Source organism: Idiomarina fontislapidosi (assembly GCF_003226255.1).
Lineage (GTDB): Bacteria > Pseudomonadota > Gammaproteobacteria > Enterobacterales > Alteromonadaceae > Idiomarina > Idiomarina fontislapidosi.
The window spans coordinates 103059-129329 of the sequence record NZ_QJST01000004.1 but is presented as its reverse complement, the minus strand read 5'-3'; the positions used below and the strand labels follow the sequence as shown (position 1 = coordinate 129329).

The window sequence follows — 26271 nt, the reverse complement described above, 5'->3', positions numbered from 1 at the left end:
AGCGAGTTATGGATAAACGTATTCAGTGGCAGAAGTTAGAAACCGTTGTCGTGCTAGGCTTAGGTCAGTCTGGTACGTCCGTGGTGCGCTTTTTTGTCAGTGAGCACAGTCCATTACCGGCAGAGTGCGACATCCGTGTCTATGACAGCCGTGAGCAGCCGCCGAGCTTAGCCGAGATGTCAAAGTATATCGATAGCACGCAACTGACAACCGGTGGCTGGCAGCTCGAAGACTTACTCGCCGCCGACTTGTTGGTCGTCAGTCCTGGCATCGATACTCGTGATGCCGACATCCAAATGGCAAAAGACGCAGGCGTACCTATCGTTGGTGATGTCGAAATTTTTGCCCAGCTGAATCAACGTCCCGTTGTTGCCATCACGGGCTCGAACGGTAAATCAACGGTGACAACGCTTGTTGCTCAGATGGGGCAGTATCATGGTCATCGTTGGGTCGCTGCGGGCAATATCGGTGTACCGGTACTGGATGCGCTGCAACAAGACGCCGATGCGTATGTTCTCGAACTCTCAAGTTTTCAGTTAGAGACCACCCAGAGTTTGGCGCTAAAAGGCGCGGCGTTGCTCAATGTAAGTGCTGACCATCTGGACCGTTACGACTCTGAGCAGGCGTACTTTGAAGCTAAATTGAATATTTTTAATCATGCCGCCGTAAGTGTGCTGAATCGTCAGGATCAGCAACATTGGCCCATGCAGGTGCCTGAGTCAGTTGTTACTGTTGGCACCGATGGTAGTGACAGTGACTACGGGCTGAATAGCAGTGAACAAGGCATGGTTATTACGCGCCATGGCAACGCTTTGGCAGCGGCCAACCAGTTTTCGATTGCAGGCACCCACAACCTCGTCAATATCCAAGCGGCGCTCGCACTGGCAGAGACGCTGGACTTGAGTGCCGAGCAAGGTGTTAAAGCCATTGAACAGTTCACTGGTTTGCCGCACCGGTGCCAAGTCGTCTATGAAGCGAACGGTGTGCGGTGGGTGGATGACTCAAAAGCCACCAATATAGGTGCCACAGAAGCCGCAATCAACGGCTTACGACCGGTTATTGAAGGACGGCTTATTCTAATTGCCGGAGGCGACGGTAAAGGCGCGCAATTCTCGCAATTAGTGCCGGTACTGACTTACGTCGATGTGTTACTTACTATTGGCCGAGATGGTCGCAAAATCGCAGAGCTACGCAAAGGTGCGCGTTATTGCGAACATTTATCCGAGGCGGTTAAGACAGCTCAGCAAATAGCTGAGCCGGGTGATTGGGTGGTGTTGTCACCTGCCTGTGCCAGTCTCGATCAGTTCAAGAATTTCGTCGAGCGTGGCGAGGTATTTCAACAAAGTATAGCGAGGTTATATGAGCGCAGCGCATGAGCAGCAGTTGCAACTCAATATGACCGAGCGCGGCAAGCACTTGGGTGTCGCGCTGTGGGCGTGGTTGCGCCCGAATGCCTCACAATGTCTATACGACCGAATTTTATTTACGCTGGCGATCACCCTGTTGGTATTTGGGTTCATTATGGTCACTTCGGCTTCGTTACCCACCGCCGATAAGCTGACGGGACAACCGTTTTATTTTGCGATTCGCCATACGATATATGCCTGCGCAGGCATGTTCGTGTTGTTGGTCACCCTCGCCGTACCGACACAGTTATGGCAGAAGCACAGTGGCAAGTTACTACTCATTGGTCTTGCACTCCTGTTATTGGTGTTGGTGGTCGGCCACTCGGTAAACGGTGCGCAACGCTGGATAAAAATTGGTCCTATCACCATCCAAGTAGCGGAGCTCGCGAAGTTATTCTTTTATATTTACATGGCGAGCTACCTGGATCGCCGTGAAGTTGAGTTACGTGAGGCGACTAAAGGGTTTATCAAGCCGATGGCGCTGCTGTTCTTGGCGGCGGTACTGTTATTGATGCAACCCGACTTTGGTACGGTAGCCGTGCTATCGGCGACCACCATCGCCATGCTCTTTTTAGCGGGCGCTAAATTGTGGCAGTTCTTCAGTGTATTTATTACTTGTGTGCTGGCGCTGATCTTACTGATCGTCATTGAGCCTTATCGGATGCAGCGTCTACTGACGTTCCTTGAGCCTGAGAAAGATCCCTTCGGTGCCGGCTATCAGCTGATGCAATCGCTCATCGCATTCGGGCAAGGGCATTTCTCGGGGGTTGGCTTAGGTAATAGTATTCAGAAATTGCAGTATCTACCCGAGGCACATACTGACTTTATTATGTCAGTGGTTGCTGAGGAGCTGGGTTTTCTTGGCGTGATGGGCGTGATTGCACTGGTATTGATGATGGTGGTACGCGCATTAGTGATTGGCCGCCGTTGTCTAATGGTGCAGAAACGCTATGGTGGCTACCTCGCCTATGGTATCGGTGTATGGTTCAGTATCCAAGCGTTTGTGAATATTGGTGTTGCGTCGGGCGCATTACCGACGAAAGGTCTTACCTTACCGCTGATCAGTTATGGTGGAACTAGCTTACTCGTTTCTTGTATGGCCGTTGGGTTGCTACTGCGTATTGACCACGAGCGCCGCATGACCGGGCGTAAAGTAACGCCGCGCGGAGGTGCAGAATGAGTCGCATCTTAATCGCTGCTGCCGGAACAGGGGGACATGTGTTCCCTGCGTTAGCGGTTGCCGAACGACTGCGCGCCGAGGGGCACCAAGTTGACTGGGTGGGTACCGAAGAACAACGTATTGAAGCTAAAGTTGTTCCTCAGCACGGATTTACCCTTCACCAAATCGCGATGACTGGACTGCGCGGTCATGGTATCAAGCGTTTGTTGACCATGCCCAAGACTTTGCTATCAGCTTGGCGTCAGGCGAGTCAACTGTTCAAACAACTGCAGCCCGATTTGGTACTGACGTTTGGTGGCTATGTCTGTGCTCCGATTGGTTGGGTAGCGCACCGCCGTGGTGTTCCGTTAATCACCCATGAACAGAACTCGGTACCGGGTATGACGACGTTATTACTAGCGCGCTGGGCAACCTCGGTACTACTCGGATTACCGTTAGATAAGACACGGCCCAAGAGTCAACGTCTGTTGCGTCAGTCCAACGTCTACCGTGTTGGAAACCCATTGCGGCAGGCCATTATAGAGGCGGCACAGAGCCGCACCGAGCGACAGCAGGATCAACCTATCAACTTATTGGTTGTAGGAGGGAGCCTGGGCGCACGTATATTTAACCAAACCTTACCTGAGGCATTGGCTCAGGTCGAGGGTACTGTTCACGTTCGGCATCAAGTGGGTGCCGGTAATAAGGCAAGCGTAGAGCAGCATTATCAAGCAGTTACACTTAACGATAAGCATGTCGACGTGGTTGAATTTATCGACGACATGGCAACTGCTTATGCAAACGCCGACCTGATTATCAGTCGCGCAGGTGCGCTGTCGGTTTCAGAGATTTGTGGGATAGGGCGAGCCACGTTATTTGTGCCCTTACCTCACGCTGTCGATGATCATCAGACGGCCAATGCGAAAGCCGTCGCAGAGGCGGGTGGAGCGCTATTGATCGCACAATCCGAATTCACTGCTGAATACCTTGCAAAGTCCTTGCAAAGTTTATTGCAAGCACCTTCGCAACTATGGAAAATGGCGAGCTTTTCGCGCTCGGTTGGTGAATTGCAAGCAACAGACCATATTGTCGAGCTATGTCGCCAGATTCTGGCGGGCGAACCCCACCCGCAACCCGTAGTAGAGAGAACGTTATGAGCCAAACGACCCCACAACCTTTTACCATCGTGAATGTTCCCGAGATGCGCCGTGTTAAGCGTATCCACTTTATTGGTATTGGTGGCGCAGGGATGGCAGGCATCGCTGAGGTGTTATTGAACCAAGGCTACTGCGTGGTGGGTTCCGACGTCAGTGAAAATGCCAATACACACCGGTTGCAGGCAATTGGCGCTGAACTTTTCATTGGTCACCACGCTGCGAATGTCGAAGGTGCCGACGTGGTCGTCGTCAGCAGTGCGATTAAACCGGATAACGTTGAGTTAGCGGCAGCGCAACAACACCGCATTCCGATCGTGCGTCGCGCCGAGATGCTCGCTGAACTGATGCGCTTTAGGCACGGTATTGCTGTGGCGGGTACTCACGGTAAAACAACCACCACCTCGTTGGTGGCGAGTATTTTTGCCGAGGCAGGGCGAGACCCCACGTTTGTGATTGGTGGCTTACTGAATTCTGCGGGGAGTAATGCGCGTTTAGGTTCGAGTAAATACTTAATTGCAGAGGCGGATGAGAGCGACGCATCGTTTCTGCATTTGCAGCCGATGGTGGCGATAGTCACCAACATCGAAGCAGACCATATGGACACCTATGGCGGTGACTTCAACCGATTGCTCGACACCTACGTCGACTTTTTGCACAACCTACCGTTTTACGGACTTGCGGTGATGTGTATTGATGACGATGCGGTGCGCGACTTAATCCCGCGTGTTGGACGTCAAGCCACTACATATGGCTTTAGTGAAGACGCTGATGTACGTGCGGTCGATTACCATCAGCATATGGGGCAGAGTCACTTTAAGGTCCTGCGTGAGGGACACGAGCCATTAAGCGTCTCATTAAACTTACCGGGGCGACATAATGTGCTCAATGCATTGGCGGCAGTGGCGGTCGCCTCAGATGAAGGTATTGAAGATAACGCCATTCAGAGCGCACTGAACAAATTCGAAGGTATCGGACGTCGCTTTGAATATCATGGCGAGTGCAAAGTCACGGGCTGGCCAGCTGATGAAGACCGCGGTGTGATGGTGGTCGACGATTACGGTCATCACCCGTCCGAAGTGGATGCGACCATTAAAGCAGCGCGTCAGGGGTGGCCAGATAAGCGCTTAGTCATGGCATTCCAGCCACACCGCTATTCGCGCACGCGTGACCTGTATGAAGACTTTGTTAATGTGCTGTCGCAAGTCGACACCTTATTACTACTCGAAGTTTACGGTGCAGGTGAGACGCCAATTGCAGGCGCTGATAGCCGATCCTTATGCCGGTCCATTCGTCAACGTGGGCAAATCGATCCGATTTACGTGGCTGATGCGGATGCTCTGATCGAAATCATCGGTGATGTATTACAGCCAGGCGATTTATTACTGACGCAAGGCGCGGGCAATGTAGGTCAATTAGCGAAGCGCCTGACTAACGATATTTTTGATTGTAACAAGGAGGCAGTATGAAACCTTCTGCCTTCGGTAAAGTCGCTGTACTAATGGGCGGCACATCGGCTGAGCGTGACGTGTCGCTGAAGTCCGGTAAAGCGGTGCTCAATGCGCTGTGTGCGCAGCAGATTGATGCTTTTGCATTTGATCCGGCTGAGCGGCCGTTGACAGATTTGCTTGAACTTGGCGTTGAGCGCGCGTTTATTGTGTTGCATGGCCGAGGCGGCGAAGATGGTGCGATGCAAGGGGCGTTGCAGACTTTAGGCGTGCCTTACACCGGCAGTTCGGTGCTAGGCTGTGCGCTTGCCATGGATAAAGTGCGGACTAAGCAAATATGGCAGAGCATGCATTTACCCGTTGCTCCATCGGTGGTGATTCGTGTCGGCACTGAGCATTGGGACGCAGAGCAGATACTGTTACAGCTGGGCGCCAAAGTCATTGTGAAACCAGCGTTGGAAGGTTCATCAATCGGTATGAGTGTTGCCGATAATGCGAGCGAACTAGACGCGGCAATTAAAGAAGCGCTGGGGTATAACAGCGACGTGCTAGTCGAGCGCTGGATTACAGGCAAAGAATATACGGTTGCTTTGCTGAATGATGAGGCGTTACCTGCGATACGGTTGCAGACGCCACACCAGTTTTATGACTTTTCGGCAAAATACCAAGCAAATGACACCCAATACCATTGTCCAGCAGGGTTATCCGACGCTGACGAAGATTATCTGAGGCAGTTGGCGCTTGCCGCATTCGCAGCGCTCGATGGCAGAGGATGGGGACGTATTGATGCGATGCGCGATGAGCAGGGGCAGTGGTTTTTGCTCGAAGCCAATGCGGTGCCAGGCATGACTGAAAAGAGTTTAGTTCCGATGGCGGCGAAGCAAAGTGGACTATCTTTTGAACAATTGGTTTGGACAATTTTGGCACAGACGCTGGAGCAGTAAATGGGCCGAAATTCCAAGTTGCCGCCCGTATCACAGTGGAATTTTTGGTCAGGGGTGGTGATTTGCATCATCACCATCGGTGGCTTCGTACTGGGTACTTGGTACTTGATGAATGTGCTCGAAGATGAGCAGCAAGTGCCTTTGGCACGCTTCAGCGTGCAAGGCGAATTGGTGCAGACTGATGTGGTAGCAATACGCAACGCGATTTTGGCGGAGCCCTTGGGGAGCTTCTTTACCGCTGATGTCGATAGGATTAGGACGCGCATTGAAGCGCTTCCGTGGGTGAAGCAAGCGTCGTTGCGAAAAGTGTGGCCGGACCGGTTGTCAGTTTATGTGACTGAGCAGAATCCGCTGGCGCACTGGAACGGCGATCGACTGTTAAATGCAGACGGTGAGGTGTTTAGTGCAGAGCTTGATGAAACTAAGCTGTCCAAGGCACTGCCACATTTGTTTGGCCCTGAGCGCGAAGTCGAGCAAACATTGACAGCGTATCGGGATTTGCAGGGGTTATTAACCTTAAATGGTCTTAGTATTTCAGCGCTGCGACTCACTGATAGGTTCTCAGTGAGCTTAGTTCTGAAGTCGGGAATCGAATTAAAGTTGGGGCGCGAGGCGACAGCTGAGCGGGTAAAACGATTTATCGATTTATTACCCAAAATTAAATCGCACCCAAATAACGAAAAGCAGCGCATCGAAGTCGTCGATTTGCGGTATGATACGGGGGTTGCCGTTAGTTGGCAGCCAAAAGAAGCCAAAGAGAGTTAAACGAATATGTCGAAGACCACTGAACGACAAATGGTCGTTGGATTAGATATCGGAACCAGCAAGGTGACCGCCTTGGTGGGAGAGCTGTTACCTGATGACGATATCAGCGTCATTGGTGTGGGTGTCACAACAGCGCGCGGTATGGATAAAGGCGGCGTTAACGATCTTAATTTGGTGGTGCAATCAATACAGCGCGCGGTCGATGAAGCTGAGTTGATGGCTGACTGCCGAATTGCTTCGGTGTATTTGAACATTTCCGGTCGTCATATCTCTTGTCAGAACGAGAGCGGCATGGTGCCGATTAACGAGGCCGAGGTGACGCAAGACGACGTTGACAACGTGATCCACGCGGCGCAATCGGTGCCGATCGCGAAGGAACGTCGTATCTTGCATGTACTGCCGCAAGAGTATGTGATCGACTCGCAAGAAAGTATTCGTAGCCCGATTGGTATGTCAGGTGTTCGTATGGAGTCGAAGGTGCATATCATTACCTGTGCGAATGATATGGCAAAAAACATCACTAAAGCGGTCGAACGCTGCGGTTTGCAAGTCGATAAATTGATTTTTTCGGCGCTGGCTTCGAGTATTTCGGTGCTCACTGATGATGAAAAAGATTTAGGTGTTGCCTTAGTCGATATGGGCGGCGGCACGATTGATATTTGCATATATGCTGGCGGGGTGTTGCGTCACACGGCGGTAATCCCAGCGGCGGGTAACCAAGTCACAGGGGACATCGCGAAAATATTCCGCACGCCAACGAATCATGCGGAGCAGATTAAAACCGAGCACGCATGCGCACTGCGCGGCTTGGTGAGCATGGAAGATACCATTGAAGTGCCCTCTGTGGGCGGACGTCCAGCGCGTATGATGTCGCGTCACACGTTGGCCGAAGTGGTAGAACCGCGTTACCAAGAATTATTTGAATTAGTACGTGATGAGATCGTGCAAAGTGGTCTCGACGAACAAATTGCTGCGGGTGTGGTATTGACCGGTGGCAGCGCAAAAATGCAAGGGTGTCTTGAGTTTGCTGAAGAGATATTTCAGATGCCTGTGCGCATCGGTAAACCATTGCATGTGAAAGGTTTAAAGGATTACGTAGAAGATCCGGTTTATGCGACCGCGGTCGGACTGTTAAAGTACGGTCAGGAAAGCTCGACGGCATCGCAACAAGAAAGCAGTAAAACTGACGTGATCGGTATGTGGCAAAAGCTACAAAACTGGTTCAAAGGTGAGTTTTAATCGCTGGGGTAGCAAGTAAAAGCAGGTAGGGAGAAGAAAAATGTTTGAATTGATGGATAATTACGAAAGTGAAGCCGTCATCAAAGTCATTGGTGTCGGCGGTGGCGGTGGCAATGCCGTCCAGCACATGGTGAAAGAGTCGATCGAAGGTGTTCAGTTCATTGCTGCAAACACCGACGCTCAAGCACTCCGCAACCATAGCGCAGATGTGACTATTCAGCTGGGATCGGATATCACCAAGGGCTTAGGCGCTGGCGCCAACCCTGAAGTGGGTCGCCAGTCGGCGGAAGAAGATCGTGATAATATTCGCGCACAACTTGAAGGCGCTGATATGGTCTTTATCGCGGCCGGTATGGGCGGCGGTACGGGTACAGGTGCCGCACCGGTCGTTGCCGAAGTGGCAAAAGAGCTGGGTATTTTGACGGTTGCTGTCGTCACCAAACCCTTCCCGTTCGAGGGTAAAAAGCGTATGGCAGTTGCGGAAGAGGGTATCAATGCGCTGGCGCAAAGCGTCGATTCATTGATCACGATTCCCAATGAGAAGCTTTTAAAGGTGATGGGACGCGGCACCACGTTATTAGATGCCTTTAGCGCAGCTAACAATGTGTTACTCGGTGCGGTGCAAGGTATTGCTGAACTCATTACACGCCCTGGTCTTATCAACGTCGACTTTGCCGACGTACGTGCAGTTATGAAAGAGATGGGCACAGCGATGATGGGTACAGGCGTTGCGAGTGGCGAAGACCGTGCACAAGAAGCGGCTGAAATGGCTATTAATAGCCCACTGTTGGAAGACATCGATCTTTCTGGCGCACGTGGCGTACTTGTGAATGTAACGGCAGGTATGGACATGAGCATTGATGAGTTTGAAACCGTAGGTAATACGGTTAAAGCTTTTGCTTCAGACAATGCAACGGTCATCGTGGGAACGGTTATCGACACCGAGATGTCTGACGAATTGCGTGTCACTGTTGTCGCCACAGGCATTGGCGCTGAGCGCAAACCAGATATTTCGTTGGTAAACAACGCAGCACAAGCGCCTAAGCGTGAGCAAGCGCCGCAGTACCGCCGTGACTTAGATCGCAGTTCTGCCGCACCTCAATACGAGGAAGAAGCAGAGCCGGCGGCTGAGCAGAAAGCACAACCTGCGCGTAAGCCAGCACCGAAGCAAAATGCTGAGAAAGAACTGGATTATCTAGATATTCCAGCGTTTTTACGCAAACAAGTCGATTAATGTGTAAAAATCATGCAAAATTTGCGTCACACATGACATTTGTCGTATAATGTCAGGCCGTGTTTTTGCGGAGCAGATTTGATTGGATAGGTGAATTCGATTAATGATTACACAACGTACACTTAAAAAAGCGATTTCAACCACGGGTGTGGGCTTACACCGCGGTAATAAGGTTAATCTAACCTTACGCCCGGCGCCTGCCAATACCGGGTTGGTTTTCCGCCGCGTCGATTTAGACCCGGTTGTTGATATTCCTGCGCGCGCCGATTGGGTGCGGGATACGCAGTTGTGTACCTGTTTAATAAACGAAGACAACGTTCGTGTATCGACGGTCGAACATTTACTCGCAGCACTTGCGGGCGTAGGTATCGACAACTTGATCATCGAAGTTGACTCGCACGAAATTCCTATTATGGATGGAAGTTCTCACCCCTTTGTTTACCTGCTACAAAGTGCGGGCATCGAAGAACAATCCAGTGCTAAGAAGTTTATTCGAATTAAACAGCCTATCCGTGTTGAAGACGATGGCAAGTGGGCGGAGCTGCTACCCCATGACGGATTCCGCATCGACTTCGCTATCGACTTCGATCACCCTGCAATTTCCGAAACAGGTCAGACAGTAACGATGGATTTCAGCAGCTCGGCATTTATTAAAGAAGTAAGCCGTGCGCGTACCTTCGGATTTATGAAAGACATCGAATATTTACGAGCAAACAACTTGGCGTTAGGTGGTAGTTTCGATAACGCGGTCGTACTCGATGAGTTTCGCGTGTTGAACACCGATGGCTTGCGTTATGACGATGAGTTCGTGAAGCACAAAATGCTCGATGCGATCGGTGACTTGTATATGGGCGGTCACAGCATTCTTGGCCATTTACGCGCGTACAAGTCAGGTCACGCATTGAACAATCAGTTATTACAGGCACTGTTAGAACAACAGTCAGCTTGGGAATTTGTGACATTCGAAGATAAAGCGGCAGAAGCACCGATTAAGTATTGGTCACCTTCGCTGGCATAACGTCATGATCTAGATGATGAATGAAGATAAAGGTGCTTAGTGAAAACTATGCACCTTTTTTTATTCGTCGGGTGTTAGCTTTTTACTGCTTGCCAGTTGTTCAGCGAGTTTTAGTAACTGAGTTTTGAGCGGTTCACTGCTTTGCTCAGCTAAGTTCAATAAGCGTTGACGTCGACTCACAGTGGTTGGCTTATCGCGGTTGCTAGCTTTGTTTTGTGCAGGATCGATATCGATGCTGACTTCCTGCACTGATGCACCGTTATTGCAAAACGCAGTAATGAGTTGTGCTGACATCGTACGCAATTGGCTGGCAGCGGACGCAGAACGCGTACGCACAACGATTTGCCCCTCACGCACGTTGAGCAACTCGCACTGACCTGCAAGATTTGCGGGGAGGCTGCGTGCAAAGAGTAGTTGCCAATCGCGCAGTTGGGCGGCAAACTGTGCGTACTGACTCAACGTGTTATGATCACGTTGATTATTGAGCCATTGTTTGGTTGTTTTAGGTTTAGAGTTCATGTGCGCTAGGTTGTTGCTGTAAACCCATAATAAGAGAGTAATAATGAGTTTATCAGTCTTTTACAAAGGCTCCAAAATTCGTTTTAGTTTTCGTTTAACGCGGCGTCGCTTGTTTTCCTATATGGGACTCGTTGCTTTAGTCGGGGCTGCTTACTTCAAGCCTTGGAGCTATCAGGGCGTTGACCCTGCCGTGGCGCAAACGAAAATTAGCGAAGAGCAAAAAAACTTGGCATTACAGTCGCAGGCTGTCGCCGAACTGTATAACGAGACCGAAAAGCGTCTCGGTGCAATGACTGTCTACTTGGGCGAATTGCGCGCTCATATGCGTCGACTCGATGCATTGGGTGAGCGGTTAGCTGACAAAGCCAACTTGGCGAATGGCGAATTCAGCTTTAACTCGGAAATCCCGCTAGGGGGCCCCGAAACCGAGGCTGTTGCGCTACCCAAATCAACGGGTACTGAGGTGCTTGCTGATATTGAGCAGATGCTGTCAAAAATTGCTGACAAGCAAAAACAGCTGTCACTACTTGAATCTGTCATGATGAACCACAATGTTAATAATGAAAGTTTCATTGCTGGCAGTCCTATCACAAGTGGTTGGCTCTCATCTCAGTATGGTGTTCGTAAAGACCCATTTTCTGGCAAACCCGCGATGCACAAAGGGCTCGACTTTGCCAGCTATGATGAGGATGTCAAAGTCGTTGCCACAGGTGCAGGTGTTGTCACCTGGGCGGGCGAACGCTGGGGTTATGGTAATCTCATTGAAATTGACCATGGTGGTGGCTTAAAAACCCGTTATGGTCATAATGACAAGATAAATGTTTCAGTGGGTGATGTCGTGACCCGTGGGCAAATCATCGCCGAAATGGGAAATACAGGTCGCTCTACTGGGCCTCATGTCCACTACGAAGTATTGCGTAATGGTAAGCAGATAGACCCGAACCGTTTCGTTTATCGTTCAGCCGATTAACGGTTCAGTGTGAATCATTAGATGCGGTGGCCGTTAGCCACCGAATTTTTTAATTTCGAATAAAACAGGATAACTCGTTCTCATGCTAGGCAGTTTGTTCAGAAAAGTATTTGGTAGTCGTAACGACCGAATTTTAAAGACGCTTCAAAAGCGCGTGAACCGAATTAATCAACTCGAACCTGAGTTTGAGGCGTTATCAGACGAACAACTAAAAGAAAAAACCACAGAGTTCAGAAAACGTCTTAACGATGGTGCTAAGCTAGATACATTACTAGAAGAAGCTTTTGCGACCGTGCGTGAAGCGAGTAAACGTGTTTTTAAAATGCGCCATTTCGACGTGCAGATGGTCGGTGGTATGGTGTTGGATGAAAACCGTATTGCGGAGATGAAAACGGGTGAGGGTAAAACGCTCACTGCGACACTCCCTGCCTATTTGAATGCACTGACAGGCAAAGGCGTTCATATCATCACGGTAAACGACTACTTGGCTAAGCGTGACGCTGAATTTAACCGACCGTTATTTGAATTCCTCGGTATGTCGGTCGCGTTTAACATTCCAGGTATGGCGCCACAGGATAAAAAAGCTGCGTATCAAGCCGATATCACCTACGGTACCAATAACGAGTTTGGTTTTGACTATTTGCGCGATAACATGGCGTTCTCACCTGAAGAGCGAGTTCAACGCGAGTTGCATTATGCCTTGGTGGATGAAGTCGATTCGATCTTAATTGATGAAGCGCGTACGCCGTTGATCATCTCTGGACCTGCTGAAGACAGTTCTGAGATGTACAAAAAGATGAATGATTTAGTGCCATTATTGGTGCGCCAAGAAAAAGAAGATACCGAGGACGAGCATGGTGATGGTGATTTCACCATCGACGAGAAAGCCAAGCAGTTGCACCTCACCGAGAATGGACAAGAGCATATCGAGGCGTTACTTAAGGAGCGCGGTATGTTGGCGGAAGATGACTCGCTATACTCGGCGGCTAACATTACCCTATTGCATCACATCAATGCGGCCCTGCGTGCGCACCATCTATTCCATCGCGATGTCGATTACATTGTTAAAGAAGGCAAGATCGTCATTGTCGACGAACACACAGGTCGTACGATGGAAGGTCGTCGTTGGTCTGAGGGTTTGCATCAGGCAATGGAAGCGAAAGAAGGTGTTGAAATACAAAACGAGAACCAAACACTCGCTTCTATCACATTCCAGAATTACTTCCGCTTGTATGACAAGCTCGCCGGTATGACAGGTACTGCCGATACCGAAGCCTTTGAGTTTCAGTCGATTTATGGTCTAGAGACCGTGGTCATTCCGACTAACCGTCCAATGGTTCGTGACGACCGCGCAGACCTCATTTATTTAACTACGCGTGAGAAATACGAAGCGATTGCTGAAGACATTGAAGAGTGTCGCAAACAGGGTCGACCTGTTCTGGTGGGTACTGTTTCCATCGAAAACTCTGAACTACTGTCGAGCTTGCTGAAGAAGAAAAAAATCCCACATGCGGTACTTAACGCTAAGTTCCACCAACAGGAAGCCGACATTGTTGCGCAAGCGGGTCGTCCTGGTGCGGTCACTATTGCCACCAACATGGCGGGGCGTGGTACCGATATCGTGTTAGGCGGTAACTGGAAGTCAGACGTTGAGAAGCTCGAAGCGCCGGATAACGACAAAATTGAAAAAATTAAGCAAGAGTGGCAAGTCCTGCATGACAAAGTGATCGAGGCAGGTGGCTTACATATTATCGGTACCGAGCGTCATGAATCACGTCGTATTGATAATCAGTTGCGTGGTCGTTCAGGTCGTCAAGGGGACCCAGGTTCATCGCGTTTCTATCTTTCGCTTGAAGATCCATTAATGCGCATTTTCGCGTCTGATCGCATGGCGACCATGATGAAGCGATTGGGTATGAAGGAAGGCGAAGCGATTGAACACCCGTGGGTAACGCGTGCCATCGAAAATGCCCAGCGTAAAGTTGAAGGCCGTAACTTTGATGTACGTAAGCAGCTACTCGAATATGATGATGTGGCAAACGATCAACGTCGCGTGGTGTATGAACAGCGTAACGAACTGCTCGACGAGGGTGATATCTCCGACACTATTAACGTCATTCGCGAGGATGTGGTTAATGCCGTGATTGATGAGTATGTACCGCCACAGTCACTTGCAGAGCTTTGGGACTTACCTAAGCTTGAAGAGCGCTTGCGTGCCGACTTTGACGTAGAGCTTGAACTGCAGAAAGCGCTTGATGAAGACGAACACTTCCATGAGGAAGTCTTACGTGAACGCGTATTGCAAGCGTTAGTCGATGCCTACAAAGAGAAGGAAAACCTTGTCGGACCTGAAGTGCTGCGTCGTTTCGAGAAGTCAGTGATGCTGCAAAGCTTAGACCAGCATTGGAAAGAGCACTTAGCTGCGATGGATCATTTGCGTCAAGGTATTCATTTGCGTGGCTATGCTCAGAAGAACCCTAAACAAGAGTATAAACGTGAGGCATTTGAGCTGTTTAGTGAAATGCTCGAGAACCTCAAGCTAGACGTTGTCACCTTGCTGAGTCGTGTTCGTGTGCGTGCACCAGAGGATGTTGATGCGGTTGACCAGCAGCGTAAAGCCGCTGACAGCGCGCCACGTGAGTTCAAACATGAACAGGCGAGTGCAACCGCGACGGCGGAGTCTAGCGCTCCAGCTGACGATCAACAGCAACCTGCACAACGCGGCGCAAAAGTAGGGCGTAACGAGCCTTGTCCGTGTGGCTCAGGGAAGAAGTATAAACACTGTCACGGTAAATTATAATGAAGTCTGATAGTACGACGCCCACGGTACACGTTGCCGTGGGCGTTATTAAAAATGAACAAGGCGAAATCTTTATCGCGAAACGTCTCAATCACCAGCATCAGGGCGGTAAGTGGGAGTTTCCTGGCGGTAAAGTTGAACAGGGTGAGGCGGTGACGGAAGCCCTTGTTCGCGAATTAAAAGAAGAGTGTAATATTGCAGTGACAGACTGCGCACCTCTTACGGTGGTCGAACATCAGTATGCTGACAAGCGGGTATTGTTAGATGTGTGGTGGGTGTTGTCTTACACTGGCACGGCACAGCAGATGGAAGGTCAAGAGTATGTTTGGGCTGATATCGCACAATTGGATGCTTATCAGTTTCCTGACGCGAACCAGCCCATTGTCGATTGCCTTATGGATGCACAATCTAACTAAAAGTCATCGTTGGCGGACTGCTCAGGGATTTGAGCTGGCTCGCCAGGAATGGCTTTTTCTTCATTTGCCCACTCACCTAAATCGATAAGTTTGCAGCGCTCGCTGCAGAACGGGCGATAAGTCGCTTTCGGCGACCATGTCACTTTGCTACCGCAGGTGGGGCAGTCGACTTGTGTTGGCATGCGGAGCTCTCCTTTATTATTGCTCATAACAACGAGCTAGTTGAAACGCTAGATCATGTGAAAAGGCATTACTTTGGCCTTCTGAGAGCGCCATCAAACGAATAGTAAAGCGTTGACGATGCCCTGAAACTACTGGGTATACAGCATGTTCACCGGACACCTTCATACGCAATATCGCTAATGGATCGGTACTTTCTTGCCAAAATCCTTTTTTAGCTTGTACCGTCTCAAAAGGGGCGCGCTCTCTTAATAAGCTAAGCAATTGTGATAAAGCATGGCGGTAGTGAGCGAATTGCGATAACCACTGCTGCTGATGTGTTATTTGACTTGCGACGGGTTGACTCAACCAAGTCTGTAACTGAGGCAAGTCGAACAATGCTTGGCAGCCTGGCTGTGAAAAACGTTGTTTCATGCCGGCGAGAAAAGGCTCATCTTTTAATGCCCGCACTGCGATGCTGCCCTCGCTAAGTTGCTCTTGCGCTTGAGCTAAACGTTCAAGTAATAATGCAACCATGTCTTTATCAACTTGAGGATGTCGTGCCCATTGTTGAACGAATTGCTTTTGCGCATCGAGGTCACGATTCAATTCAGTTTTAACATCAAATCGTTCGAATAATTCAAGTAGGCCAAATAGCGCATTAAAAAACGGCAGCGCGTGTTGTTCAGTACCATCAAGTGGCGTTTGGATTTGCTGAAACCCTTGCTCAAGTCGCAAATAGGTACGAAACCGCTCTTGCAACGGGTATTCATAAATCACATAAGGCACTGATTCCGACATGGGGTTCTCATCTCATTAATCTGACCGCCCATGATAATGATTTAAACGCCGTGTGCAAACAGATTCACTTCTGTGCGGCTAATTCAAGGTAGTGCGCATGTAATCTATCTAATTGTTGATATAGGTCGCGTAAGTCCCCCTGATTGCTAACCACATCATCGGCCTTTTTGAGCCGCGTCGGGCGATCAATTTGCGCGGCGATTATGGCTTCGACTTGTTGCTTAGAAACGCTATCGCGCTGTTGCGTGCGGGCTAATTGAGTATCTTCATCGACATCAATGACTAACACTCGGTCACACAGCGCATCGAGACCATTCTCAAGCAGCAAAGGCGCGACTAACACGACATACGCCGATTGCGCCTGCTCAAGTTGAGCGATTATTTGTTCGCGGATAAGTGGGTGCAGCAGCTGATTAATCCATGCTTTATCGTCGGGGTTTTCAAACACGCGCTGACGTAACTTACTGCGAATCAGTGCGCCCGATGCATCGACTACCTCGTCGCCAAAATGAGCAATAATTTCGGCAAGTCCCTCGGTGCCTGGCGCGACCACGTCGCGCGCGATAACATCCGCGTCAACGATGGCGATGCCTTGCTCAGCAATATAATTGGATGCGGCGCTTTTTCCACTACCGATGCCGCCAGTCAGACCTAAAATAAAGCGACTCATTACATCACTCCAAGCCATTGCCAATAAGCGGTTAGTAGGGATTCTCCCCATACATAGCTAATAACACCGCCAACGGCTAAGAATGGTCCAAATGGAATGGGTACCGATTGCTTATGTTTGATCGCGACGATGATACCGATGATAACCCCTGCGACGGCACTGAAAATGACGGTGACAGGCAACAACGCGACGCCAGTAAATGCGCTAAGGCCAGCGAGTAACTTGAAGTCACCGTAGCCCATACCTTCTTTTCCAGTCAGAAGTTTAAACAACCAATATAGACTCCATAAGCTCAAATAGCCGACAACAGCGCCGATGATGGCTTGGCTCGGGGTGACGGTGCTCAGTGGGCTTAACGACCACAGTAGGGCTAGCCATAAAAACGGATAGGTAAGCTGGTCAGGTAACAGCTGATGCTGATAATCAATAAGCGTCATCGCGATGAGTAAGCTCAGTGCGCAGCCAAACACCCAAAAGCCAAGACTCAACCCAAATTGCCAGCCTAACCCAATAAAAATCAGTGTCGTCGCTATCTCAACCAACCAATAAAAAATCGGGATAGTCGTTTGGCAATGACGGCATTGTGCCCGCAGGACGAGATAGCTGAGGATCGGGATATTGTCATACCAAGCGACAGGTTGTTGGCAGCTTGGGCAATGAGAACCCGGCACTGCAATATTAAACTGAGTTTTTTCACGTACCGGTTCACCGGCGAGCTCTGCACATTCGTATTTCCACTGCAGCTCCAGCTGCTTGGGTAAACGTACTATTACAACATTAACAAAGCTACCGACAGAAGCGCCGAGCAGTCCTGCTATCAAAAGCGCTTGCCAAGAGGCTGCGACAAATAATGCATCCATTGTGTGAGTCCTAAGCCAATTGTTGTGTTAGCGAGAAAATCGGCAGATACATTGCCAACAGCATGAATCCAATAATGCCTGTCAGTATCGCCATCAGCAATGGATTTAACCAAGTTCGTAAGTGCTCGCAGTAAGCTTCGATGCGTTGTTGAAAGTCCTCACTCAAACGCGCAACTGCACTATCCATGCGTCCGACCTGTTCTGCTGTTTGCAAGTATGCCTGTATTGTTGGGTCAGTTAACTGTGCTTCGACAAACGCAGCTGACCAGCTGGAGCCGTCATTTAGGGCTTGCGCTATCTTTCCCAGTTTACTTTGCATCGGCAGCCAGTCTGAATGGCTAGCGAGCATGCGCGTGGCGTGTACCGCCGACATACCGCTGCGCAAACCCAAAGCAAGATACTCAAAAGTCGATTGATAGACTCTGAGTTGTTGCAGTTTACCCCAAATAGGTAAGCGCTGCATTAGCGCTTGGCAGCCGAGTTTCTGCTTCCAGTAGCCGATGATTGCAAGTGACAATATAACGGCGATTACGACGACTATGCGCGCAGCATACGTTGTGAACCACGCTACGCTGCTGACTAGATACTGAGTCAGTAGTGGTAATGGCTGATCGTTAAACAGCTGCTGAATCGTCGGTAGTACCCAAATAAGGAAGATTGCGATGATGATGATACCCATACACAGTAATGCCAGTGGGTAACGAATGGCATCTTTAACCATGGCGCGGATGCGTTGTTGCCGCTGCCAGCTATCAACAAGGCTGCGCATCACAGCTGCCAGTTGACCTGTTTGTTCGGCCACGGAGATGCCTGCTTGTGCGGGATGGAGTGATTGCGGTAACAGCCTAGCCAATGCTTGTGAGAGGCTAACGCCGGCTTGCACCTGTTGATGTAAGGTTTGAAAGTGTTGCTTTAAGGCGGGGTGGTCAGCTTGCTGTGCGACAACACAAAGGGCAAGCGATAACGGGAGCCCGCCCGATATTAATTGTTCTAAATGGGCGAGTGAGCGGTACCATTGTGCGGTAGAGAAACCTCTACGGATTCGAATTAAATTCATCATGGCTACTTAGATAACTGCATTGAATACGTTGTTGTAAGCTGGGCAACTGTTGTTGGCTTAAGATTTCGTCGCGTAGTTCATTGCGCAATGTGTGAGTGTAGCCTCGTAAGCGTTCAGGCCACGGCAAAAGTTCGAACAGCACTTGGACACCACCTTGTGGCCGCACTCTTAGACGTTGGCTTATCACTAATTTTAGCGCAGCTGTTACATCTGCCTGTTGAACTCCCAGTTGCACGAGTCGCCGAATGACGTCTATGGCCGTGTCAGCATGGATTGATGCAATGACAAGGTGACCGGTCAGTGCAGCTTGTACGGCGATTTTTGCCGTTTCGGCATCGCGAACTTCCCCTACCATAATGACATCTGGGTCTTGCCGTAAAAAAGCTCGCAGTACTTTTGCAAAACCGAGCTCAAGTTGAGGATGGACTTGTGTTTGTAGGATGCCACTGAGTTCAATTTCGACGGGATCTTCGACGCTACACACGCGTAAACCCGATTCGCTGAGCTGCTTAATGATGCTGTAAATCGTGGTGCTTTTACCGCTGCCCGTTGGACCAGAAACCAGAATTAAGCCGACAGCGGCCGCGAGTTGCTTCGCCAAACATAAGAACTGACGGTGGGTAAGACCAAGTTGGTGTAATGACGGCAACTGTTCAGCACTATGGAGGCACCTTACAACGATACTTTCACCCCGACTACCTGGACACGCATTGAGACGAAATCGCGCCTGCTGATTGCCGACCATAAGATCAATTCGTCCATCCTGAGGTTGTTTAGTCTCAGTGACATCCACCTCGGCTAACACTTTAAGTTGAGCCATCAGTGTGTCGAGCTCCGGCCGTGATAAACGCGGTTGCTCAAACAACCGCCCTTCGATCCTAAGTCGAATTCGTCCCCCACTTTGTATGGGTTCTATATGTATGTCCGAGGCATTACGTTGATAGGCATGTACAAGCAGGCTTTGGGCATCGGCACTTGCCATGTGCGCCTGCGTATGGGTAGGCACATAAACGCAATGAATAGGTTTAGAGCTGATCGCTTGTAACTGAAATACAATGCTTTCCCGTTGTGGCCAAGCCATTTTGTCGAGAATAATTACACGACCTTGGTCACAATCAAGCAATTCAACGACGGCGCTCGCTGGCAACCCCAGTTGCTGAGTCAGCCTCAGATACGCAGCCGATGAAGGAGGTAATGGGAGATGCCAAAATTGCGCTAGATGAACGTCACTCATTGTGCAAGCGCCTCCACACAGCGAGAGGCTAGCGGTTCTCCTGATGCGAAATCGGAACACCCCAGCCGCCAACGAAAGACTAAGCCAGTGCTATCAGGCGATAAACTGAGTTGTAAAGGCACTTGATCAACGATGACTTCTGCCAAAGTCAGCTGAATCACACCTGTTGTGCTGACTTCAAGGGACTCGAGCGCGGTCGGTAGCGGGTCGGGTATCGTTGGGATACCGCGTTGTCCCGGCTGCGAACAGCGACGCATGTCGTTTTCTGTTTGCCAGCATAACGCCATGGCAAGTTGTAAGCTTTGCGTGTGATTAAGTGCCTCGGTGACCCGGGCTTGCTGGACATAACGCTGGTAAGCGGGGACGGCAAGGGATGATAAAATGGCAATGATGGCAACCACCACCATTAATTCGATAAGACTGAACGCGGACGAGTATTTTTTCATAATGGCTTTTAGGTAAAGCCAGAAATATGGTTTCGTCCGCGCCGTTTGGCAAACTGATTAGCTTGTACGAGGTTGCCCTATACGCATGGATAAATCGATCGCGGTGACGTGTTTGGTGAGTGCGCCGCTCGAGATGAAATCAACACCGGTGGTACCGAGTTCGTGCAACGCCTCGTCCGTAATATTACCCGATACCTCTAATTTAAGAGGTGAACCAGCGGCCTTATTCTGCGCGACGGCTTGCTCGATATCGTCGAGGGTAAAATTATCGAGCATGACGATATCGGCACCTGCATCAAGTGCTTGCTTAAATTCTGCTAATGACTCGACTTCGACTTCGACGGGTTTACCGGGGTTTAATTCCCGAGCTGTCGCAACGGCGGGCGTGATACCGCCGCAGGCAGCGATATGATTTTCCTTAATCAGGTAGGCATCAAAAAGGCCGATACGATGATTCGTACCGCCGCCACAGCGGACTGCGTATTTTTGTGCCATGCGTAAGCCAGGAATGGTCTTACGCGTATCTAATAGGCGTGTTGTAAAGCCTGCCAATTTGCTTACGTAAAATGCGGTTTGGGTGGCAGTTGCCGACAGCGTCTGCAAAAAATTGAGTGCGCAACGTTCACCAGTCAGTAAGCTGCGGCTATTACCCGATAACTTGCACAATGTGGTGTTTGCCTTAACGTGGTCGCCATCGTTGACACACCATTCGATTTTCACGTCAGCATCCACCTGGCGAAACACTTCACTCACCCAGGCGCTACCACACATTACCATGTCCTCGCGCGTAATAATTGTCGCCTCACTCACATGATGCGCTGGTATCAATTGCGCTGTGATGTCCAGTGAGGGATCCGCCGCTGACAAATCCTCTTCTAGACTCTGAGTGACTTGCGCAGAAATGGCATGGCGTTCGGCTTCGGTGAGCTGCATGGGATACTTTACCTTTTGGCTGACAATGACGATACTAGGGCACAAACTTTACCGTTTTGCTGAGCCTGTGAAAAGACACACGATAAAAAATCACTGCATTGATGGCGTAAAACACTGTGCCTCGCCGCACTTTGACGAACGACCTGATGCGCTCGATATCTCTTTGCTCGTGATTCATTGTATAAGCCTGCCCGAAGGCTGTTATGGGACACCCTACGTTAATAAGTTATTCACCCAAGGCTTGAGTGATCAGGATGGCGATGAATTTACGCCGTTGACAGGTTTACGGGTATCAAGCCACTTGCTGATTCGACGTGATGGCTCCGTCGAACAATACGTGCCGTTTGATAAACGCGCGTGGCATGCGGGCGTCTCTTGTTATGAAGGGCGTGAACGGTGTAATGACTTTAGTATTGGTATTGAGCTAGAAGGCACGGACCATTCTCCGTACAGTGAGCGTCAATATCAGAGCTTGGTTGATGTTACGCGCACAATATTAGACTATTACCCTAAGCTCACGGTAGACAGAATTACAGGTCATCAACATATTGCCCCAGGTCGTAAATCGGATCCTGGTCGTTGTTTTGACTGGCCGTACTTTTTTAACGCATTGTCGCGCAAGGACTCACTATGACACTCATTGCTTTGCTCGTTGCACTTAGTATCGAGCGCCTTTATCCGCTACCGGCGGTATGGTCTATCGACTTTTACATGCAACGCTGGATGAACTGGAGCCAAGCTAAATTTAGTTACTTTAATTCACCGGCACCTTGGCAGTTGATACTGCAAGTGTTGCTGCCCGCTGTAATCGCATGGTTGCTGTTTAGTTGGCTTGATAGCGGTTTAGTGCAATTTATCGGTGGCATTATTGTGTTGCTGTTAGTCATGAACGCAGGACCTGAGCGCATCGCGTACAAACAGTTATTACGCGCTGCTATGCGAGCCGATGAGCAAGGATATCAACAAGCGGCGCAGCAGCTCAGAGGGTATGCACATCTGCCAGACGATACCCCAGTTGAGCGTGCGGTGGTATGGCTTAATTTTGTACACTTTTTGGCACCGATATTTTTCTTTGTCACATTTGGTGTTGCAGGGGTGCTCGCGTACGGCTGTTTGCGCAGTGTGTATCGCAATCCGGACGTTCATCCTGTTGCAGAGCAAGGGCGAGCGCAGGTCGAACGAGTGTTATGGGCACTTAATTTTATACCGGCGCGTTTTGCTGCACTGGGTGCCGCGCTGGTAGGTCACTTTAACCATGCGTTGCCGGCGGTGATAGCGATGGCAACCAATACGCAGGACGATAATCCTGAACTGCTTCACCGCGTGGTCATAAAAGCGGAAGGGCAGCCGCACCATCCGGATGATCGTTCAGATGCCGTAACGCATCAACTTAACTTGATGAAACGACAACATTTATTTTGGTTTGTGGTCATAGCGGTGTTAACGCTGACAGGCACTATCGTGTAGTAATAATGCCAGCAAATGATGGTCTGACCAGCTAAATTAATTTGGGGTTTACTGCTGAATGATTTAGAATATCGGGCAACTTTGGTCAGACCAATTTACCGAGGGTGAAGGCGCATTGGCTTTTGAACGCATAAAAGTGGCAAAAATATCCGATCAGATCGTTTCCCAAATTGAAGCGATGATCGTCGATGGTCGTTTTGAAGCGGGTCAGAAGTTACCTGCCGAGCGTGAGTTAGCGCAACAGTTCAGTGTATCGCGTCAATCGCTGCGCGAAGCAATTCAAAAGTTAGAGGCTAAGGGATTGCTTGAACGTCGGCACGGAGGCGGTACGTTCGTCACCGACAGCGTCAGTGAGTCGGTCACAACGCCGTTGTTTGAATTGCTCGCCAAGCACCCCGAGTCACAATTTGACTTACTTGAATTTCGTCACGCGCTGGAGGGCATTTCGTCGTTTTATGCTGCGTTACGAGGTACAAATGCCGATCTAGATCGTATCGAATCCAGTATCAATAGCATAATGGATTCACAAACACGTGCGATTGATGAGCAAGTACAGTCGCTCGTTAATTTTTATTTGCGCATTGCCGAAGCATCACACAACGTGGTGCTTTTGCATGTGGTGCAAGGAATGCGTGAGCTCCTTGCCGAAAATATCAAGCAAAACTTAGAGGTGTTGGCTAACAATCCCTCGGTAGTGGAGCAGTTAAACCAACACCGTTTACAAATTGCCAAGGCAATTATCAACGGTCAACCGGAGCAGGCGCGAGATGCGTGTCATCAACATTTGTCCTATATTGAACAGGCATTGATGGAGATGACAAAAGAACAATCTCGCATTCGGCGCTCGCTTCGTCGTTCCTGATTGAAACATTGAATGAAAGGAATAGCTATGAGTGAAGAAAACAAACAAGATGTTGACCAGCAAGAAACGCAGGAGTGGCTTGATGCGCTCGAAGGCGTTCTGGACGCCGAAGGTCCGGATCGCGCACACTTCTTGTTGGAGCAACTGATTGATAAAGCGCGTCGTAACGGTGCGTATTTGCCTTATCGTCCAACTACTTCCTACTTAAATACTATTCCGGCAAGTCAGGAACCGACCATGCCGGGCAACCAAACCATGGAAGCGCGCATTCGTTCAGCGATTCGTTGGAACGCGGCGATGATGGTATTACGTGCCTCGCAAAAAGGCGAAGAGCTCGGTGGGCACATTGCCAGCTTCGCGTCGTCAGCGATGCTTTATGATGTCGGCTTTAACCACTTCTTCCGCGCACCAAGCGACGGTGACGGCGGCGACTTCCTGTTTATTCAGGGTCACGCATCACCTGGTATCTACGGCCGTGCGTTTATCGAAGGTCGTTTGACGCAAGAACAATTGGATAACTTCCGTCAAGAAGTCGATGGTAAAGGTTTACCGTCATATCCTCACCCGAACTTGATGCCTGATTTCTGGCAGTTCCCGACCGTATCAATGGGCTTAGGTCCAATCCAAGCGATCTACCTGGCACGCTTCTTAAAATACTTGACCGACCGCGGCATTAAAGATTGCTCGAACCAACGTGTTTACTGCTTTATGGGCGACGGCGAGACCGACGAGCCAGAAAGCTTGGGTGCGATTAGCCTGGCTTCGCGTGAAGGCCTTGATAACCTTACTTTTGTTATCAACTGTAACCTACAACGCTTAGATGGTCCGGTTCGTGGTAACGGTAAGATCATCCAAGAGTTGGAAGGCACATTCCGTGGCGCAGGCTGGGAAGTTATCAAGGTGATCTGGGGTCGCTACTGGGATCCATTGCTATACCGTGACACCGAAGGTAAGTTGCGCGAACTGATGGAAGAAACCGTTGACGGTGACTATCAGAACTTCAAAGCCAAGGGTGGCGCATATACGCGTGAGCACTTCTTTGGTAAATACCCAGAAACCGAAGAGATGGTCGCCAACTTATCAGACGAAGATATCTGGCGTTTGAACCGCGGTGGTCACGATCCTGTAAAAGTTTACTCGGCGTACCACAAGGCAGTGAACACCAAAGGTCGTCCACAGGTTATCTTAGCGAAAACCGTTAAAGGTTACGGCATGGGTGCAGCGGGCGAAGGTAAAAACATCGCGCACCAAGTTAAGAAAATGGATATGGATGCGATTAAGCATTTGCGTGACCGCTTTAATATCCCGTTTAAAGACGAAGAGTTACAAGATCTGCCTTACTACAAGTTTGAGGATGACAGCGAAGAGCTGAAGTACTTGAACGAGCGTCGTGAAGCCTTGGGTGGCTACATGCCAACCCGCCGTGCAGAGAGCGATGTTGAGCTAGAGCTGCCGTCATTGAAAGCGTTTGACGCGGTATTGAAAGGCTCTGGCGACCGTGAAATTTCGTCGACCATGGCGTTTGTGCGTGTACTGACGGCGTTGTTGAAAGACAAGAAAATCGGTAAGCGTATTGTACCGATTATTCCAGACGAAGCGCGTACTTTCGGTATGGAAGGCTTGTTCCGTCAAGTGGGTATCTACGCGCACCACGGTCAAAAATATACCCCGCAAGATGCCGATCAAGTGGCCTACTATCGTGAAGATAAAAAAGGTCAGGTTATCCAAGAGGGTATTAATGAATTAGGCGCCATGGCGTCGTGGGTGGCTGCCGGAACCAGCTATTCACTGAACAACGAACCGATGATTCCGTTCTACATCTATTACTCGATGTTCGGTTTCCAACGTGTGGGTGATTTAGTGTGGGCCGCAGGCGACAGCCAGACTCGTGGCTTCTTGATTGGTGGTACAGCCGGTCGTACGACACTGAACGGCGAAGGTCTCCAGCACCAAGACGGACACAGCCACATCTTGTTCGGTACTGTGCCTAACTGTATTACTTATGATCCAACATACGGTTATGAGATTGCGGTCATCGTGCATGATGGCTTGAAGCGCATGTATGAAGATCAAGAGAACGTGTTCTATTACCTCACCGTAATGAACGAAAACTATCATCAGCCAGAAATGCCTGAAGGCGCTGAAGAAGGCATCTTGCGTGGTATCTATAAATTAGACGAAGTGAAGTCTAAGAAGAAATCCAAAGCCGATGTACAGCTATTAGGTAGTGGTACTATCTTAGAGCAAGTGCGCAAGGCAGCAGATATCCTGGCTGAGGATTTTGATATCAACTCAACTGTGTACAGCGTAACCTCGTTCAACGAGCTGGCGCGTGATGGTTTAGATGTCGAACGTTACAACATGCTTAATGCCGATAAAGATCCAAAAGAAGCCTTTATCACACAAGCAATGAAAGATGCGAAAGGTCCTGCGGTAGCAGCGACTGATTACATGAAGTTATACGCTGACCAAGTACGTCAGTGGGTACCGACTTCTTACCGTGTATTGGGTACCGACGGATTTGGTCGTTCAGATAGCCGCGCAAATCTGCGCAAGCACTTTGAAGTTGATGCACAACACGTTGTGGTTGCAGCACTTAAAGAGCTTGTCGACGCCGGCGATATCGACGCGAAAGTACTGAGCAAAGCGATCAAAGACTATGGTATTGATGTCGACAAACTTAACCCACGTAACGCATAAGGAGTAT

The 26271-nt window shown here is 49.7% G+C and carries 25 protein-coding genes; 16 read left to right on the top strand and 9 right to left on the bottom strand.

Annotated features, from left to right (window positions below):
- Positions 1–8 precede the first annotated feature (8 nt).
- The 9 genes from murD to lpxC all read left to right on the top strand — a co-directional run bounded on the left by murD (position 9) and on the right by lpxC (position 10367).
- On the top strand, positions 9–1376 hold the full coding sequence (gene murD / locus DFP83_RS06290; RefSeq protein WP_110574164.1) for a UDP-N-acetylmuramoyl-L-alanine--D-glutamate ligase: 1368 nt from the start codon (positions 9–11) through the stop codon (positions 1374–1376).
- Positions 1360–2586 (top strand): putative lipid II flippase FtsW, encoded by a 1227-nt coding sequence (gene ftsW, locus DFP83_RS06285; RefSeq protein WP_110574163.1) that lies wholly within the window; start codon positions 1360–1362, stop codon positions 2584–2586. Before murD ends, ftsW begins: the two co-directional genes overlap by 17 nt.
- Positions 2583–3722: an undecaprenyldiphospho-muramoylpentapeptide beta-N-acetylglucosaminyltransferase gene (gene murG / locus DFP83_RS06280; RefSeq protein WP_110574162.1), complete on the top strand. Its 1140-nt coding sequence runs from the start codon at positions 2583–2585 to the stop codon at positions 3720–3722. The genes ftsW and murG overlap by 4 nt, the downstream gene beginning before the upstream one ends.
- A complete protein-coding gene (murC, locus tag DFP83_RS06275) occupies positions 3719–5188 on the top strand; it encodes a UDP-N-acetylmuramate--L-alanine ligase (RefSeq protein WP_110574161.1) in 1470 nt (489 codons plus the stop codon). Before murG ends, murC begins: the two co-directional genes overlap by 4 nt.
- Positions 5185–6111: a D-alanine--D-alanine ligase gene (locus DFP83_RS06270; RefSeq protein WP_110574160.1), complete on the top strand. Its 927-nt coding sequence runs from the start codon at positions 5185–5187 to the stop codon at positions 6109–6111. The genes murC and DFP83_RS06270 overlap by 4 nt, the downstream gene beginning before the upstream one ends.
- Positions 6112–6876: a cell division protein FtsQ/DivIB gene (locus DFP83_RS06265; RefSeq protein WP_110574159.1), complete on the top strand. Its 765-nt coding sequence runs from the start codon at positions 6112–6114 to the stop codon at positions 6874–6876.
- Positions 6877–6882: 6 nt separating this feature from the next.
- Positions 6883–8115, top strand: coding sequence for a cell division protein FtsA (ftsA, locus tag DFP83_RS06260; RefSeq protein WP_110574158.1), 1233 nt, complete (start codon positions 6883–6885; stop codon positions 8113–8115).
- A gap of 40 nt (positions 8116–8155) precedes the next feature.
- Positions 8156–9349, top strand: a complete 1194-nt coding sequence (gene ftsZ, locus DFP83_RS06255) for a cell division protein FtsZ (protein ID WP_110574157.1) — start codon at positions 8156–8158, stop codon at positions 9347–9349.
- A gap of 103 nt (positions 9350–9452) precedes the next feature.
- A complete protein-coding gene (gene lpxC, locus DFP83_RS06250) occupies positions 9453–10367 on the top strand; it encodes a UDP-3-O-acyl-N-acetylglucosamine deacetylase (protein WP_110574156.1) in 915 nt (304 codons plus the stop codon).
- Between the two features lie 60 nt (positions 10368–10427).
- Here lpxC and DFP83_RS06245 read toward each other — a convergent pair whose 3' ends face one another.
- Entirely contained in the window at positions 10428–10886 is a 459-nt protein-coding gene (locus DFP83_RS06245; protein WP_110574155.1) for a DciA family protein, read from the bottom strand.
- 43 nt (positions 10887–10929) lie between these two features.
- Between DFP83_RS06245 and DFP83_RS06240 the strand changes: the two genes are divergently transcribed.
- The 3 genes from DFP83_RS06240 to mutT all read left to right on the top strand — a co-directional run bounded on the left by DFP83_RS06240 (position 10930) and on the right by mutT (position 15072).
- Positions 10930–11856, top strand: a complete 927-nt coding sequence (locus DFP83_RS06240) for a M23 family metallopeptidase (RefSeq protein ID WP_110574154.1) — start codon at positions 10930–10932, stop codon at positions 11854–11856.
- Between the two features lie 82 nt (positions 11857–11938).
- Positions 11939–14656, top strand: coding sequence for a preprotein translocase subunit SecA (gene secA / locus DFP83_RS06235; RefSeq protein ID WP_110574153.1), 2718 nt, complete (start codon positions 11939–11941; stop codon positions 14654–14656).
- Positions 14656–15072 (top strand): 8-oxo-dGTP diphosphatase MutT, encoded by a 417-nt coding sequence (gene mutT, locus DFP83_RS06230; RefSeq protein WP_110574152.1) that lies wholly within the window; start codon positions 14656–14658, stop codon positions 15070–15072. Before secA ends, mutT begins: the two co-directional genes overlap by 1 nt.
- On the opposite strand, the gene yacG is transcribed toward mutT, so the two are convergent.
- The 8 genes from yacG to nadC all read right to left on the bottom strand — a co-directional run bounded on the left by yacG (position 15069) and on the right by nadC (position 21235).
- Complete coding sequence (gene yacG / locus DFP83_RS06225) at positions 15069–15254, bottom strand: DNA gyrase inhibitor YacG (protein WP_110574151.1); 186 nt, start codon at positions 15252–15254, stop codon at positions 15069–15071. The two genes, mutT and yacG, sit on opposite strands and share 4 nt — an antisense overlap.
- A gap of 16 nt (positions 15255–15270) precedes the next feature.
- On the bottom strand, positions 15271–16032 hold the full coding sequence (zapD, locus tag DFP83_RS06220) for a cell division protein ZapD (protein ID WP_110574150.1): 762 nt from the start codon (positions 16030–16032) through the stop codon (positions 15271–15273).
- 64 nt (positions 16033–16096) lie between these two features.
- Complete coding sequence (gene coaE / locus DFP83_RS06215) at positions 16097–16702, bottom strand: dephospho-CoA kinase (RefSeq protein ID WP_110574149.1); 606 nt, start codon at positions 16700–16702, stop codon at positions 16097–16099.
- Positions 16702–17562, bottom strand: a complete 861-nt coding sequence (locus DFP83_RS06210) for a prepilin peptidase (RefSeq protein WP_110574148.1) — start codon at positions 17560–17562, stop codon at positions 16702–16704. Before DFP83_RS06210 ends, coaE begins: the two co-directional genes overlap by 1 nt.
- A 10-nt stretch (positions 17563–17572) precedes the next feature.
- Complete coding sequence (locus DFP83_RS06205; RefSeq protein WP_110574147.1) at positions 17573–18622, bottom strand: type II secretion system F family protein; 1050 nt, start codon at positions 18620–18622, stop codon at positions 17573–17575.
- Positions 18597–19856, bottom strand: a complete 1260-nt coding sequence (locus DFP83_RS06200) for a GspE/PulE family protein (protein ID WP_110574146.1) — start codon at positions 19854–19856, stop codon at positions 18597–18599. Before DFP83_RS06200 ends, DFP83_RS06205 begins: the two co-directional genes overlap by 26 nt.
- Positions 19853–20302, bottom strand: coding sequence for a pilin (locus tag DFP83_RS13735; protein ID WP_110574145.1), 450 nt, complete (start codon positions 20300–20302; stop codon positions 19853–19855). The genes DFP83_RS06200 and DFP83_RS13735 overlap by 4 nt, the downstream gene beginning before the upstream one ends.
- Before the next feature lie 57 nt (positions 20303–20359).
- The gene (nadC, locus tag DFP83_RS06190; protein ID WP_110574144.1) at positions 20360–21235 is read right to left on the bottom strand and encodes a carboxylating nicotinate-nucleotide diphosphorylase; all 876 of its coding nucleotides are present in this window, start codon (positions 21233–21235) and stop codon (positions 20360–20362) included.
- A 25-nt stretch (positions 21236–21260) separates the two neighbouring features.
- Between nadC and ampD the strand changes: the two genes are divergently transcribed.
- The 4 genes from ampD to aceE all read left to right on the top strand — a co-directional run bounded on the left by ampD (position 21261) and on the right by aceE (position 26264).
- Complete coding sequence (gene ampD / locus DFP83_RS06185; RefSeq protein WP_110574249.1) at positions 21261–21869, top strand: 1,6-anhydro-N-acetylmuramyl-L-alanine amidase AmpD; 609 nt, start codon at positions 21261–21263, stop codon at positions 21867–21869.
- Positions 21866–22702, top strand: a complete 837-nt coding sequence (ampE, locus tag DFP83_RS06180) for a regulatory signaling modulator protein AmpE (protein ID WP_110574143.1) — start codon at positions 21866–21868, stop codon at positions 22700–22702. The genes ampD and ampE overlap by 4 nt, the downstream gene beginning before the upstream one ends.
- A 115-nt stretch (positions 22703–22817) precedes the next feature.
- Positions 22818–23564 (top strand): pyruvate dehydrogenase complex transcriptional repressor PdhR, encoded by a 747-nt coding sequence (pdhR, locus tag DFP83_RS06175; RefSeq protein ID WP_110574142.1) that lies wholly within the window; start codon positions 22818–22820, stop codon positions 23562–23564.
- Between the two features lie 27 nt (positions 23565–23591).
- Positions 23592–26264 carry a pyruvate dehydrogenase (acetyl-transferring), homodimeric type gene (aceE, locus tag DFP83_RS06170; RefSeq protein WP_110574141.1) on the top strand — a complete coding sequence of 891 codons (2673 nt, stop codon included), beginning with the start codon at positions 23592–23594 and terminating at the stop codon, positions 26262–26264.
- The last annotated feature ends 7 nt before the right edge of the window (positions 26265–26271 follow it).

What these genes read in the sequence shown, in the direction of transcription:
- murC (WP_110574161.1), top strand. Translation starts at nt 3,719, where the DNA reads ATGAGCCAAACGACCCCACAACCTTTTACCATCGTGAATGTTCCCGAG.
- mutT (WP_110574152.1), top strand. Translation starts at nt 14,656, where the DNA reads ATGAAGTCTGATAGTACGACGCCCACGGTACACGTTGCCGTGGGCGTT.
- ampE (WP_110574143.1), top strand. Translation starts at nt 21,866, where the DNA reads ATGACACTCATTGCTTTGCTCGTTGCACTTAGTATCGAGCGCCTTTAT.
- DFP83_RS06210 (WP_110574148.1), bottom strand. Translation starts at nt 17,562, where the DNA reads ATGGATGCATTATTTGTCGCAGCCTCTTGGCAAGCGCTTTTGATAGCA.
- ftsA (WP_110574158.1), top strand. Translation starts at nt 6,883, where the DNA reads ATGTCGAAGACCACTGAACGACAAATGGTCGTTGGATTAGATATCGGA.
- murG (WP_110574162.1), top strand. Translation starts at nt 2,583, where the DNA reads ATGAGTCGCATCTTAATCGCTGCTGCCGGAACAGGGGGACATGTGTTC.
- DFP83_RS06205 (WP_110574147.1), bottom strand. Translation starts at nt 18,622, where the DNA reads ATGATGAATTTAATTCGAATCCGTAGAGGTTTCTCTACCGCACAATGG.
- ftsZ (WP_110574157.1), top strand. Translation starts at nt 8,156, where the DNA reads ATGTTTGAATTGATGGATAATTACGAAAGTGAAGCCGTCATCAAAGTC.
- lpxC (WP_110574156.1), top strand. Translation starts at nt 9,453, where the DNA reads ATGATTACACAACGTACACTTAAAAAAGCGATTTCAACCACGGGTGTG.
- murD (WP_110574164.1), top strand. Translation starts at nt 9, where the DNA reads ATGGATAAACGTATTCAGTGGCAGAAGTTAGAAACCGTTGTCGTGCTA.
- yacG (WP_110574151.1), bottom strand. Translation starts at nt 15,254, where the DNA reads ATGCCAACACAAGTCGACTGCCCCACCTGCGGTAGCAAAGTGACATGG.
- nadC (WP_110574144.1), bottom strand. Translation starts at nt 21,235, where the DNA reads ATGCAGCTCACCGAAGCCGAACGCCATGCCATTTCTGCGCAAGTCACT.
- DFP83_RS06265 (WP_110574159.1), top strand. Translation starts at nt 6,112, where the DNA reads ATGGGCCGAAATTCCAAGTTGCCGCCCGTATCACAGTGGAATTTTTGG.
- DFP83_RS06240 (WP_110574154.1), top strand. Translation starts at nt 10,930, where the DNA reads ATGAGTTTATCAGTCTTTTACAAAGGCTCCAAAATTCGTTTTAGTTTT.
- coaE (WP_110574149.1), bottom strand. Translation starts at nt 16,702, where the DNA reads ATGAGTCGCTTTATTTTAGGTCTGACTGGCGGCATCGGTAGTGGAAAA.
- DFP83_RS13735 (WP_110574145.1), bottom strand. Translation starts at nt 20,302, where the DNA reads ATGAAAAAATACTCGTCCGCGTTCAGTCTTATCGAATTAATGGTGGTG.
- ftsW (WP_110574163.1), top strand. Translation starts at nt 1,360, where the DNA reads ATGAGCGCAGCGCATGAGCAGCAGTTGCAACTCAATATGACCGAGCGC.
- ampD (WP_110574249.1), top strand. Translation starts at nt 21,261, where the DNA reads ATGACGATACTAGGGCACAAACTTTACCGTTTTGCTGAGCCTGTGAAA.
- DFP83_RS06245 (WP_110574155.1), bottom strand. Translation starts at nt 10,886, where the DNA reads ATGAACTCTAAACCTAAAACAACCAAACAATGGCTCAATAATCAACGT.
- DFP83_RS06200 (WP_110574146.1), bottom strand. Translation starts at nt 19,856, where the DNA reads ATGAGTGACGTTCATCTAGCGCAATTTTGGCATCTCCCATTACCTCCT.
- zapD (WP_110574150.1), bottom strand. Translation starts at nt 16,032, where the DNA reads ATGTCGGAATCAGTGCCTTATGTGATTTATGAATACCCGTTGCAAGAG.
- secA (WP_110574153.1), top strand. Translation starts at nt 11,939, where the DNA reads ATGCTAGGCAGTTTGTTCAGAAAAGTATTTGGTAGTCGTAACGACCGA.
- aceE (WP_110574141.1), top strand. Translation starts at nt 23,592, where the DNA reads ATGAGTGAAGAAAACAAACAAGATGTTGACCAGCAAGAAACGCAGGAG.
- DFP83_RS06270 (WP_110574160.1), top strand. Translation starts at nt 5,185, where the DNA reads ATGAAACCTTCTGCCTTCGGTAAAGTCGCTGTACTAATGGGCGGCACA.